We start from the raw sequence: 12,876 nt of genomic DNA, 5'->3' as shown, positions 1-12,876 counted from the left end.
GAGGACAGATGTCACACCCCATACGACGACTAGGCATGACCGGGCTCGTGGCAGGCGTGGTGGTGGCGCTCGCGCCCCTCCCGCTGCCCGCTGGAGCGACGACGACCACCGGCGTCGCCACGGTCGCCGCACCGAGCATGGCGGTCGCGCCGTACGAGTACTTCGGCTGGGGCAACCCGCAGAGCCCGACGTCGGTGATGTCCGCGACCGGTATCAAGTTCTTCACCCTCGCCTTCATGCTCTCCGACGGCGGATGCAACCCGCGGTGGGACGGCTCCCGCCCGCTGACCGGCGGCAACGACCAGGCGAAGATCAACGCCATCCGCAACGCCGGCGGCGACGTCATCGTCTCCTTCGGCGGCTGGAGCGGCGACAAGCTGGGGGAGAAGTGCTCGTCGGCGCCGGCGCTCGCCGGGGCTTATCAGAAGGTCATCAACGCCTACCACCTCAAAGCGATCGACATCGACATCGAGGCGAGCGAGTTCTCCAACGGCACGGTCCGCAAGCGGGTCATCGACGCGCTGAAGATCGTCAAGACCGGCAACGCCGGCATCAAGACCTTCATCACCTTCGGCACCACGCCCGGTGGCCCGGACTCCACCGGCGTCGACCTCATCAAGAAGGGCGCCGCGGCGGGCCTGGACAACGACGGCTGGACCATCATGCCGTTCGACTTCGGCGGCCACAGCGGCACGATGGGCGCCGCCTCGGTCAGCGCCGCCGACGGGCTGAAGAAGGCCGTCAAGAACGCATACGGCTACAGCGACACGGTGGCGTACTCGAAGATCGGCATCTCTTCGATGAACGGCAAGACCGACGAGGACGACGAGACAGTGACGCTCGCCGACTTCCGCACGATTCTGGCGTACGCCCAGCAGCACCACATCGCCCGCCTGACCTTCTGGTCGATCAACCGCGATCGACCCTGCGGCAGTGGCAGCGACGCCGATTCGTGCAGCGGCGTCTCGCAATCCGCGTACGCGTACACGAAGGTGTTCGCTCAGTACTAACGCGTTCTGCCCGGGGCCGCCGAGCGTTCCAGCACGAGGTCCCGGGCACCGGTCAGGCCCACGGCGAGGGCGCCGAGAAGCACCGCGTCGGTGTCCAGGGTGGAGATCTCGATGCGCGGCGGGTGCAGCGCGACGAGGTGCCGGAGCCGTTCGACGACCGGCCGGGTCAGCAGGTCGCCGGCATGGCCGCCGACGCCGCCGCCCAGCACCACGAGCTCCGGGTCCAGCACCGCCGCGACCCCGGCGAGGGCCCGGCTCAGGTGGTCGACCTGCCGGTCCACCGCCTGCCGGGCGGCGGGGTCGCCGGCGCGGGCCGCGTCGAGCACGTCCTTCGCCGTCTCCGCGCCGGTCATGCCGAACCGCCGCGCCGTCGCCACCACGCCGGTCGCCGAGGCGACCGATTCGAACATGCCGCGCCGGCGTGACTCCGGCTGCTCCAGCAGCGGGTCACCGTCGCCGATCGGCAGGTACCCGATCTCGCCGGCGGCGCCGCGGAAGCCCCGGTAGAGCTGTCCGTCGATGACGATGCCCATGCCGGTGCCGGTGCCGATCGAGAAGTAGACGAAGTGCCGGACCCCGCGGCCCAGCCCGTAGGTGGCCTCGCCGACGGCCGCGAGGTCGACGTCGTTCTCGACCACGTACGCCGATCCCGTGACGTCGGCCAGCCGCGTGACGCTGTCGCGCTGCTCCCAGCCCGGCAGGTTGGGCGCGAGATGCAGCGAACCGGTTCCCTTGTCGTGGATGCCGGGTGTGCCGAAGACGGCCAGGGTGACGTCGCCGCGTGCGATGCCCGCCGTGCCCGCGACGTCGTCGGCGAGCCGGGTGAGCTGGGTGACGAGGTCGCCGGTGTCCGATCCGCGGGAGGGCTCGTCCTTGCGGGCGACGATCTCGCCGACCAGGTCGGCCAGGGCCACCCGCACGTACGCGCGCCCGATGTCGACCGCGAGCACGTGGCCGGCGTCGGGGCGCACCTCGTAGAGCAGCGCGGAGCGGCCGGCCGGCCCGGCGCGCAGGCCGACCTGGCGCAGCAGGCCGGCGCTCTCCAGGTTGGTCAGCGCCAGGGCGACGGTCGGCTTGGACAGCCCGGTCACCCGGGCCAGCTCGGGGCGGGAGGCCTTGCCCAGCCGGAAGACCTCTGCGAACACGGCGCGCTCGTTCATGACCCGGAGCACGCTCGTCGTACTGGCCGTCGCACTGCTCTGCACGCCCACCAGGCTGCCACATCATTTCGTAAAGGTCACTCACCAATTTCGTAAAGGTCATTGCCAAGAGCGGCCCGGTGCCCGACGATGCATGGCAAACCCCCGAGGAAAGGGTGCGCCGTGAGAGCCAGATGGTTCGTCGCAGTCGCCGCCACCGCCGCCGTCCTGGTGAGCGCATGCGGCACCACGGATGCCGATGACAAGCCGAGCGGGAAAGAGGCGCCGACGATCGCGCTCTTCCTCCCCGAGTCCAAGACCACCCGCTACGAGGCGTTCGACCGGCCGCTGTTCGAGGCCAAGGTGAAGGCCCTGTGTGCGGAGTGCAAGCTGCTCTACTCCAACGCCGACCAGGACGCCGCCAAGCAGCAGCAGCAGGTCGAGGCGGCCCTCACCCAGGGCGCCGATGTGCTCGTGCTCGACGCGGTCGACGCGGGCGCCGTCGCACCCCTGGTCAACCAGGCGAAGCAGAAGAAGGTCCCGGTCATCGCGTACGACCGGCTGATCTCCAGCATCTCGTACGAATACTACGTCTCCTTCAACAACGTCCGCGTGGGCGAGATGCAGGGTCAGGCACTGCTCGACGCGCTGACCGCCGCCGGCACGGCCACCAAGGGCCAGATCGTGATGATCAACGGTTCGCCGACCGACCCCAGCTCGGCCGACTACAAGAAGGGCGCGCACAAGGTCCTCGACGGCAAGGTCCGGGTCGGCCGGGAGTTCGACACCCCGGACTGGAGCCCCGACAAGGCCCAGCAGGAGATGGAGCAGTCGATCACCGCGCTGGGACGCGACTCCGTCGTCGGGGTGCTCTCCGCCAACGACGGCATGGCCGGCGGGGCGATCGCGGCGATGAAGCGGGCCGGCTACCAGACCCTCCCGCCGATCACCGGCCAGGACGCCGAACTCGCGGCGGTGCAACGGATCCTGACCGGCGAGCAGTACATGACGATCTACCTGGACATCCGGCATGAGGCGGAACAGGCCGGGGAGCTGGCGGTGGCGCTGGCCCGCGGCGAGAAGCCGGCCGCACCGGCCACGGCCGACAACGGTACGGCGCAGATCCCCGCGTACCTGCTGGACCCCATCCCGGTGACCGCCGACAAGGTCAAGGACACGATCGTCAAGGACGGTTTCTACAAGGCCGCCGACATCTGTACGGCGCCGGTCGCCGCGGCGTGCGCCAAGGCGGGGATCCAGTAGTGCTCTCCGCACACTCCATCTCCAAGCGGTACGGCGCGGTCCAGGCTCTCGACGGGGTGAGCCTGGACCTCCCGGCCGGCGAGGTCGTGGCCCTCGTCGGCGACAACGGCGCGGGCAAGTCGACCCTGGTCAAGGTGCTCTCCGGGGTCGTCACGCCGGACGACGGCGGGATCGAGCAGGACGGGCAGCCGGTCCGCATCACCACGCCGCACGAGGCGCAACTGCTGGGCGTCTCGACCGTCCACCAGGATCTCGCCCTCTGCGAGAACCTCGACGTCGTCGCCAACCTGTTCCTGGGCGGCGAGCGGCGGCGCTGGTCCGTCCTGCGTCCCATCCGGATGGAACGGACGGCGCGCGACCTGCTCGGCTCGCTCGACGTGCGGATCCGCGACATCCGGGTGCCGGTGGCCATGCTCTCCGGCGGTCAGCGCCAGTCGGTCGCCATCGCCCGCGCGCTCGTCGGCGAGCCCCGGGTCGTGATCCTCGACGAGCCGACGGCCGCGCTCGGCGTCGAGCAGACCGCCCAGGTGCTGGACCTGATCCGGCGCCTGCGGGACCGCGGACTCGCCGTGCTCGTCATCTCCCACAACCTCGCCGACGTGCGCGCGGTCAGCGATCGGATCGTCGTGCTCCGGCTCGGCCGCAATGCCGGCGAGTTCCGTACGGCGGAGTCGACCCCGGAGGCCGTCGTGGCCGCCATCACCGGCGGCGTCACCACGGAGGGAATCCTGTGACCACGTTGGCAGTGCTGCTGCGCAAGCCGCTGCGGCCGCTGCGGGGCTCCGGGCGTACCGATCTCGGTGCCTGGCCCGTCGTCGCCGGGCTGGTCCTTATCGCGATCGTGTTCGGCTCGCTGAACGACCGCTTCCTGTCCGCCGAGAACCTCACCAACCTGGCCCTGCAAATGGCCGCGACCGGCACCATCTCGCTCGGCATCATCATGGTGGTCCTGCTGGGGGAGATCGACCTGTCGGCCGGCTCGGTGAGCGGCCTGTGCGCGGTCATCATGACCATCCTGTACGTCCACCACGGCTGGAATCCGGCCGTGGCGATCGGCGCGGCGCTCGCCGGGGCGGCACTGATCGGGCTGCTGCACGGGTGGATGTTCACCCGGCTGGGCATGCCGTCGTTCGTCGTCACCCTGGCCGGGTTGATCGGCTGGCAGGGCCTCATGCTCTACCTGCTGGGCAGCGGCGGGACGATCAACCTGCCGTTCGACGGGTTCCTGGCGAAGTTGAGCGACACCTGGCTGCCGGCGTGGGCAGCCTGGCTGATCGCGGTGCTCATCGTCGCGGTCTGGGCGGCGGGCGCGGTGCTCACCCGCCGGCTCCGACGCGCCGCCGAGCTGCCGGTGACCTCAGGTCTCGGCGTGGCCCTGCGCGCCGGCGGGCTGGCCGTGGCCCTGGCCGCCGTCGTGTCCGTGCTCTCGGCCGACCGCGGGGTCCCGCTGCTCCTGATCATCTTCGCCGCCCTGGTGGTGGTCCTCGACCTGGTCCTGCAGCACACCGTGTTCGGCCGGCACATGTACGCGGTGGGCGGCAACGCGGAGGCGGCCCGGCGGGCGGGCATCAACGTGAGCCGGATCCGGCTGATCGCCTTCGCCTCAGCGTCCACACTCGCGGCGTGCGGCGGCATCCTGGCCGCGAGCCGGCTCGCCGCCGTCAACCAGAGTTCCGGCAGCAGCGACACCCTGCTCATGGCCATCGCCGCGGCGGTGATCGGCGGCACGTCGCTGTTCGGCGGCCGCGGGCGCCCCTACGCCGCGCTGCTCGGCATCCTGGTCATCCAGTCGATCACCAACGGGATGCTGCTGCTCAATGTGGACTCCTCGGTGCGGTACATGGTGACCGCCGCGGTCCTGGCGGTGGCCGTCGCCCTCGACTCGCTGGCTCGCCGGGGCCGGCCCCGATGACGAGGCACGTGCTGGCGATCGACTTCGGCGGTACCAAGATCGCGCTCGCCACGGCGGCCGTCGGCTCGCCCGACGGCCGCCCCGACACCACCGTGCGGCTGCGGACCCTCGGCGGCGCGGGCGCGCTGCAGGCCGTCCATCGGACCTTCGACGCGGCCCGGGACCTGCTGGCCACCCCGGCGGCGGTCGGTGTCTCCACCTTCGGTGTGCTGCGCGGCGGCCGGGTCCGGCTGGCGCCCAACGTGCCGGGGTGGGACGGCATGGCCCTGCCGGAGCTGCTGCACGCGGAGTTCGGCGATGCGCCGGTCGCCATCGACAACGACGTCAATGCGGGCGCCGCCGCCGAGTTGCGGTGGGGCGCGCTGCGGGGGATCGACGTCGGGCTCTACGTCAACCTGGGAACCGGCCTGGCGGCCGCGCTGGTGGCCGGCGGACGGGTGCTGACGGGTGCGCACGGTGCGGCGGGGGAGATCGGCTACCTGCGCGACAGCGACACCGATCCGTCCTTTGCCGACGGTCATGCGCCGCTGGAGGAGGCGGTGTCCGGCAGCGCGCTGGCCCGGCGTGGCTCCGAGCTGCTCGGGCGGCCGGTGACCGCCGCCGAGCTGTTCGAGCTGGGCGCCGAACCGGGGGTCACCGACCTGCTGGACGAGGTCGTGGACACGCTGTCGCGGACGATCGCCAACCTGTGCGTCACCCTGGATCCCGAACGGGTCGTCATCGGTGGCGGCATGATGGGCGCGGCCGGCCACATCATGCCCCGGGTGGCGAGCGCCTTGCGCCGTGCCGTGCCGTTCCCCCCGGGCCTGTCCGCCGCCCGGTTCGTCGACGACGCACCGCTCGTCGGCGCCGTCGCCCTCGCCCTGGAAGCCGCCCGCTGAGGAGGCCGGTCGGCCGGTTGGTCGATCGGCCGCTCGTCCGTTCATCCTCTTCCGGGCGATGCCGCTGTGTCGTCCGGCACGAATCCACCGCGGTGCCCCTTGTTTCACGTTTTCCCGGCGTAGCGTGGAAGGCTGCCCAGGGCGGGTTCGGACTCCGCACGCCTGGTTGACGCCGACCCGCGAGGTGAAGATGGTGCACGCCCGTTGACCGTGACGACCGCGCTGCGACTGGTAGACCTTCCCCCGATCGCCACCGCGCCGGTGACCCCGGCGGTGTTCCCGTCCTCCTCGGCCCCGGTGCGCCGCACGCTCGTCGACATTCTCGACGAGACCGTACGCGAGCAGTCCGGCGCCCCCGCCCTCGACGACGGTGCGGCCGTCCTGTCGTACCGGGAGCTGGCCGATCGGGTCGACGCGGTGCGGCTGACGCTCACCGGGCACGGGATCGGCGTCGGCGACCGGGTGGGCATCCGGATCTCCTCCGGTACGGCCGAGCTGTACCTCGCGATCCTCGGCGTGCTCGCGGCGGGCGCGGCGTACGTACCCGTCGACGCCGACGATCCCGAGGAACGTGCCGAGCTCGTCTTCGCCGAGGCGGACGTGTGCGCGGTGCTCGGTGACGGGCTCGAGGTGTCGCTCCGCCGTACCCCTGAGGGCGGAAGCGGCCGGCCCGGCCCGGCGGACGACGCCTGGATCATCTTCACCTCCGGATCGACGGGCACGCCGAAGGGCGTCGCCGTCAGCCACGGCGCGGCGGCGGCCTTTGTGGACGCCGAGGCGCGGCTGTTCCTCGCCGGCGAGACCGGCGAGGCGATCGGTCCGCACGACCGCGTGCTGGCCGGGCTGTCGGTGGCGTTCGACGCGTCGTGCGAGGAGATGTGGCTCGCGTGGCGGCACGGCGCGTGCCTGGTCCCGGCGCAGCGATCCCTCGTCCGTAGCGGCGTCGACCTGGGTCCGTGGCTCGTCGAGCAGCGCATCTCGGTGGTGTCCACTGTGCCGACGCTGGCCGCGCTCTGGCCGGTCGAGGCGCTGGACGAGGTCCGGCTGCTGATCTTCGGCGGTGAGGCCTGCCCGCCGGAGCTCGCGGAGCGGCTGGCCGTCGAGGGGCGCGAGGTCTGGAACACGTACGGGCCGACCGAGGCGACCGTGGTCGCCTGCGCCGCCCGGATGACCGGCGACGGCCCGGTCCGCATCGGGCTGCCGCTCGCCGGCTGGGAGCTCGCGGTCGTCGGCCCGTCGGGCGAGCCGGTCGCGATGGGGGAGACCGGCGAGCTGGTCATCGGCGGGGTGGGCCTCGCGCGCTACCTGGACCCGCAGAAGGACGCCGAGAAGTTCGCGCCGCTGCCGGAACTCGGCTGGCGACGGGCCTACCGCAGCGGGGACATCGTCCGGGCCGAACCCGAGGGGCTGATCTTCGTCGGCCGCGGCGACGAGCAGGTCAAGCTCGGCGGGCGCCGGATCGAGCTGGGCGAGATCGACGCCGCGCTGCAGGCGTTGCCCGGGGTCGCGGGTGCGGCCGCCGCGGTGCAGCGGACCGCCGCGGGCAACCAGCTGCTGGTGGGATACGTGGTGCCGCGCGACGGTGCCGACTTCGATGCCGAGGCGGCGGCGCTGCGGATCCGTGAGCAGCTGCCGGCCGCGCTCGTTCCGTTGCTGGCCACGGTGGACGCCCTGCCGACGCGGATGTCCGGCAAGGTGGACCGGGCCGCGCTGCCCTGGCCGTTGCCCTCCGCGGTGGACACGTCGGCCGCGGCGGGCGAGCTGAGCCCGACCGAGGCCTGGCTGGCCGGCGGTTGGGAGGAGATTCTCGGCGTGCGCCCCACCGCGGCGGACGCCGACTTCTTCCACCACGGCGGCGGCAGCCTGACCGCGGCGCAGCTGGTGGCGTGGATCCGGCGCCGGCATCCGCAGGTCTCGGTGGCCGACATCTATCTGCACCCGCGGCTGTCACAGCTGGCGGTGATGCTCGACGGGCTCGGCGCCGCGGCGGTGACCCGTCGTAAAGTCCGGCCGACGCCACGGCGGGCCGGGCTGGTCCAGGCGCTTTTGATGCTGCCGATGCTCGCGCTGGTCGGACTCCGGTGGCTGACCGTGCTGGCCGCGATCGGCAACGTCCTCGGCCTGGTCGCTGCGGTGGCATGGGCCCCGGCCGTGTCCTGGTGGTGGGTGGCGCTGGGCTGGGCGCTGCTGTTCAGCCCGCTCGGCCGGATCGGCCTGGCCGCCGGCGGGGCGCGGCTGCTGCTGCGCGGCGTACGCCCGGGCAGTTACCCCCGCGGTGGCAGCGTGCACCTGCGGCTGTGGGCCGCCGAACGGCTCGCCGAGCTGACCGGCGCGACCAGCGTCGCCGGGGCGTCGTGGATGATCACGTACGCCCGGGCCCTCGGTGCCCAGATCGGCCCGGACGTCGACCTGCACTCCGCGCCGCCGGTCACGGGCCTGCTCAAGCTCGGCCGCGGCGCAGCGATCGAGCCGGAGGTGGACCTGTCCGGCCACTGGGTCGACGGTGACGTCGTGCGCATCGGCAAGGTGCGGGTCGGCGCGGGCGCCCGGGTCGGGTCCCGCAGCACCCTGATGCCCGGCGCCCGGATCGGCAAGGGCACGCGGATCGCCGCGGGCTCGACCGTGGCCGGCGCCGTACCCGCGAACCAGCGCTGGGCCGGCTCGCCGGCGGCACCCGCCGCCAAGGACCCGGCCCCCTGGCCCGCGCAGCGTCCCCCGCGGTCGAGGATGCGGTCCCGCTTCTGGGCGGCCGCGTACGGGTTGACCGCGCAGCTGGTGGGGCTCGTGCCGGTCGCGGCCGCCCTGCCCGCGACAGCCCTCGTCGGCTGGACTCTCGCCGTCCGGCCGGCGGCCGGCCCCGTGCTCGCCGCCGTCGCGGTCGGGACCATCGCCTACGTCGTCGGGTACGCGCTCCTGATCCTCGTCGCCGTCCGGGCGCTGAGCATCGGTCTGCGCGCCGGCTACCACCCCGTGCAGGGGCGGGTGGCGTGGCAGGTGTGGGCGACCGAGCGGCTGATGGGCATGGCCCGGGTCGGCCTCTTCCCGCTGTACGCGAGCCTCTTCACGCCGGTGTGGCTGCGGCTGCTGGGCGCGAAGGTGGGCCGCGGCGTGGAGGCGTCCACGGTGCTCGCGCTCCCGGCGATGACCACGGTCGCCGACGGGGCGTTCCTGGCCGACGACACCATGGTCGCCACGTACGAGCTGAGCCACGGGTGGCTGCGCGTCGCCCCCGCCCGCATCGGCAAGCAGGCGTTCCTCGGCAACTCCGGGATGGCGGCGCCCGGCCGTTCGGTGCCCAAGCGCGGCCTGGTCGGCGTCCTGTCGTCGGCGCCGCGCAAGGCGAAGAAGGGCTCGTCGTGGCTCGGCGCCCCGCCGATGCCCCTGCGCCGCACCGTCGAGTCGGCCGACACCAGCCGCACCTTCGACCCGCCGCTGCGGCTGAAGCTGGCCCGGGCCGCGATCGAGCTGTGCCGGATCGTCCCGGTGATGTGCGCCGCGACCCTCGCGGCCGGTGTCCTCGCCGCGCTCGCGGTCGTCTGGCAGACGGCCGGGTGGTGGGCGGCCGCGCTGGCCGCCGGGCCGGTGATGCTCGTCGCGGCGATCGCCGCCGCCACTCTCGCGACAGCCGCGAAGTGGCTGCTCGTCGGCCGGTTCCGGGTCGCGGACCGCGCGCTGTGGACGTCCTTCGTGTGGCGCAACGAGCTCGCCGACACGTTCGTCGAGGTCCTCGCCGCGCCGTCGCTGGTCCGCTTCGCGACCGGCACGCCGCTGCTCACGGCGTGGCTGCGGACGCTGGGTGCGAAGATCGGCCGCGGCGTGTGGCTGGAGACCTACTGGCTGCCCGAGTACGACCTGGTGCGGCTCGGCGACGGCGCCACGGTGAATCGCGGTTGTGTCGTGCAGACCCACCTGTTCCATGATCGGGTGATGAGCATGGATCAGGTGACCCTCGACGCGGGAGCCGCACTGGGCCCGCACGGCATCGTTCTGCCCGGCGCGAGCATCGGCGCACGGACCACCGTCGGGCCCGGCTCGCTGGTGACCCGCGGCGATGCCGTACCCGCCGGCAGCCGGTGGCTCGGCAACCCGATCGCGACCTGGCCGGCGAGGTAGGCACCGCATGACCCCGACGGGGGCGCGTGGTGCCCTGCCCGGCGCCGACCGTTCGACCGACTCGTACCTTCCCGAGCACGGCAACGGCGGCTACCGGGTGCTGCACTACGACCTCGACCTCGACTACCGGGTCGGCCCCAACCGCCTCGCCGGCCGGGCGACCGTTACCGCCGTGGCCACCCAGCCGCTGTCGCGGCTCACCCTCGACCTGGGCCGGTTCCGCATCCAGGACGTACGGGTGGACGGCCGCCCGGCGAGGCACGCCCACCGGCCCGACAAGGTGCACGTCAAGCCCGAGCGCCCGATCGGCACCGGTGACACGTTCCGGGTGGACATCCGGTACGCGGGCAACCCCGTGCCCATCTCCGGCCGGTGGGGCGACATCGGCTGGGACGAGCTCACCGACGGCGTGCTCGTCGCCAGCCAGCCGAACGGGGCACCGTCGTGGTTCCCCTGCGACGACCAGCCCGGCGCCAAGGCCACCTTCCGGGTGGCGCTCACGACCGCCTCCCCGTACACGGTCCTGGTGACCGGCGACCCCGTCGCCCGCCGGCGCGGCGCGGGCCGCACCACCTGGGTGTACGAACGACGCGAACCCACCGCCCCGTATTTGATGAGCGTGCAGATCGGGCGCTACGAGCTGATCGACCTCGCCAGGGGCGGAGTCGTGCAGCGCGCCGCGATCCCGCCCACGCTGCGCGCCGGGTTCGCCCACGACTTCGGCCGGCACGGCGAGATCATGGAGGCGCTGCAGCGGCTCTTCGGCCCGTACCCGTTCAACGAGTACGTGGTGGTGGTCGCCGACGACGTCCTCGACGACCCGATCGAGGCGCAGGGCATGGCCGTCTTCGGAAGGAACCACGTCGACGGGCGGCGCACCCACGAGCGGCTCGTCGTGCACGAACTGGCTCACCAGTGGTTCGGCAACAGCCTCACGGTCGCCGACTGGCGGCACATCTGGCTCAACGAGGGCTTCGCCACGTACGCCGAATGGTTGTGGTCCGGCGTCTGCGGCGACCTGCCCACCGACGCACTCGCGGCCCAGTGGTACGCCCGCATCGCCGCCCGCCCGAGCGACGTCATCGTCGCCGACCCCGGCGTCGACCGGATGTTCGACCCGCTGGTCTACAAGCGTGGCGCGCTCACGGTGCACGCCCTGCGGAAGAAGGTCGGCGACGAGTCGTTCTTCGCACTGCTGCGGGCCTGGGTGGCCGACCACCAGTACGCCACCGTGACGACCGGCGACTTCCGGAAACACGCCCAGCGCTTCGCCCGGGAACCGCTGGACGGCCTTTTCGCCGCGTGGCTCGACAGCGCGGCGCTGCCCCCGCTGCCTCGCTAGCGCCGGACACCGATCCCGGCGGCCGGGTGGCGTGCCGGCCGCGCCCCGGCACGCCGTACCGATTCACTTCTTCTTGTTCTTGCTCTTCTTCTTGTCCTTCTTCGACTTCTTCGCCACGGCGCTCTCCTTCCGTCGGGTGCGGACAGGAAAAGGCTAGGGGGTGAACATGACGTGACTGTTCGGTTTATGACGCGCGTGGCCGCCGCTTGCTGCAGCTCCAGGCCGCAGAAGTATGAACAGGGGGCCGCTCAGCCGCCGGCCGAACCGTGCCCGGCGGCCGTCGCCCGCCGGACGGCGAGGAGACGCTGCTCGACACGGTCCGCGGAGCCGCGCAGCTGCGGTGCCCGCCGGGGATGTGCCGTGGCGTTGGGGGAGTCCGGCCCGTGCCGGCGCAGCATGTCGGTGAGCCGCTGCTCGATGCTCATCCTGCGCCCGCTCGGCCCGACCGTCTGATCGGCGTAGGCCAGGGCGTCCGCCACGGCTGACCGCTCGCGAGCAAAGGCGGCCATTTCATGCTCGAGGCCGCGGACCCGGGCGACGGCGAGCGCCTCGGAGTGATGGGCCACGAGGCCGGCAAGCCGCACCGGCCATCCATGCGCCGTCAGGTACCGGGCGCCGTCGAGCGGGTGGAATCCGGACGTCCGCACCACCGTCGAGTAGCCGATGTCGTGCAACCACGCCGCGGCGACCAGCAGGCCGGCATCGCCCGGGGAAACCGTGCCGGCCAGCCGTTCCGCGCGCCGAGCCACCCCGGCCGAGTGGTGCCACCGCTGCGGTAGCTCGGAGAGCAGAATCTCGGCGAGATCGTGGGCGTCGTGCACGAGGCCGGTCGACGAATCGACGGTTGTCATATCCTCACCGTATCGACGCCATGACGGTGCGCAGGTGAACGGAATGTAACGCTTGTGGCTTCTGGGCCGCGGGCCCGCTCGGGTCGCTAGGACGCCTGGCGGACGGGCGTGTCGGCCAGCCAGGCGTCGGCCAGGTCGCCGAGCGGAACGCCGAGGGCCCGGCTGAGGCAGACCACGGTGCCGAACGCCGGCGCGGGCAGGCGGCCCGCCTCGATCTTGCGCAGCGTCTCGGGGGAGATGCCGGCTGCCAGGGCCACCTCGACGAGACTGCGGCCGGCTCGCGCGGCACGGAGGGCGGCTCCGAGGCGATGGCCCGCGGCGATCTGTTCGGCGGTGAGCGGTTGGCGAACCATGCCCGCAGAATA

The 12,876-nt window shown here is 72.7% G+C and carries 10 protein-coding genes; 7 read left to right on the top strand and 3 right to left on the bottom strand.

Features of this window, described 5'->3' with window-relative positions; all coding sequences use genetic code 11:
- The first annotated feature begins 35 nt into the window (after positions 1-35).
- Positions 36-1,010, top strand: a complete 975-nt coding sequence (locus AB0368_RS29185; RefSeq protein WP_366157201.1) for a chitinase — start codon at positions 36-38, stop codon at positions 1,008-1,010.
- On the opposite strand, the gene AB0368_RS29180 is transcribed toward AB0368_RS29185, so the two are convergent.
- Positions 1,007-2,215 carry an ROK family transcriptional regulator gene (locus AB0368_RS29180; RefSeq protein WP_366157200.1) on the bottom strand — a complete coding sequence of 403 codons (1,209 nt, stop codon included), beginning with the start codon at positions 2,213-2,215 and terminating at the stop codon, positions 1,007-1,009. The genes AB0368_RS29185 and AB0368_RS29180 overlap by 4 nt on opposite strands.
- Before the next feature lie 117 nt (positions 2,216-2,332).
- Here AB0368_RS29180 and AB0368_RS29175 point away from each other — a divergent pair, with 117 nt between their 5' ends.
- From AB0368_RS29175 to AB0368_RS29150, 6 genes are all read left to right on the top strand, one after another.
- Entirely contained in the window at positions 2,333-3,412 is a 1,080-nt protein-coding gene (locus tag AB0368_RS29175) for a sugar ABC transporter substrate-binding protein (RefSeq protein ID WP_366157199.1), read from the top strand.
- Positions 3,412-4,146 carry an ATP-binding cassette domain-containing protein gene (locus AB0368_RS29170; protein WP_366157198.1) on the top strand — a complete coding sequence of 245 codons (735 nt, stop codon included), beginning with the start codon at positions 3,412-3,414 and terminating at the stop codon, positions 4,144-4,146. Before AB0368_RS29175 ends, AB0368_RS29170 begins: the two co-directional genes overlap by 1 nt.
- Positions 4,143-5,324: a sugar ABC transporter permease gene (locus AB0368_RS29165; RefSeq protein ID WP_366157197.1), complete on the top strand. Its 1,182-nt coding sequence runs from the start codon at positions 4,143-4,145 to the stop codon at positions 5,322-5,324. Before AB0368_RS29170 ends, AB0368_RS29165 begins: the two co-directional genes overlap by 4 nt.
- Positions 5,321-6,205: an ROK family protein gene (locus AB0368_RS29160; RefSeq protein WP_366157196.1), complete on the top strand. Its 885-nt coding sequence runs from the start codon at positions 5,321-5,323 to the stop codon at positions 6,203-6,205. The genes AB0368_RS29165 and AB0368_RS29160 overlap by 4 nt, the downstream gene beginning before the upstream one ends.
- Before the next feature lie 204 nt (positions 6,206-6,409).
- Positions 6,410-10,318, top strand: coding sequence for a Pls/PosA family non-ribosomal peptide synthetase (locus tag AB0368_RS29155; protein WP_366157195.1), 3,909 nt, complete (start codon positions 6,410-6,412; stop codon positions 10,316-10,318).
- Between the two features lie 7 nt (positions 10,319-10,325).
- Positions 10,326-11,660, top strand: a complete 1,335-nt coding sequence (locus tag AB0368_RS29150) for a M1 family metallopeptidase (RefSeq protein WP_366157194.1) — start codon at positions 10,326-10,328, stop codon at positions 11,658-11,660.
- Between the two features lie 248 nt (positions 11,661-11,908).
- Here the strand turns inward: AB0368_RS29150 and AB0368_RS29145 are convergent, their stop codons facing one another.
- Positions 11,909-12,511, bottom strand: coding sequence for an HD domain-containing protein (locus tag AB0368_RS29145; protein ID WP_366157193.1), 603 nt, complete (start codon positions 12,509-12,511; stop codon positions 11,909-11,911).
- A gap of 86 nt (positions 12,512-12,597) precedes the next feature.
- Positions 12,598-12,864, bottom strand: a complete 267-nt coding sequence (locus AB0368_RS29140; RefSeq protein WP_366157192.1) for a helix-turn-helix transcriptional regulator — start codon at positions 12,862-12,864, stop codon at positions 12,598-12,600.
- Between the last annotated feature and the right edge of the window lie 12 nt (positions 12,865-12,876).

The sequence above is a fragment of the Actinoplanes sp. NPDC051475 genome, assembly GCF_040689425.1.
Taxonomy (GTDB): Bacteria; Actinomycetota; Actinomycetes; order Mycobacteriales; family Micromonosporaceae; genus Actinoplanes.
Note: the sequence above shows the minus strand (reverse complement) of the source record. Positions and strands in the feature narration are given on the sequence as shown.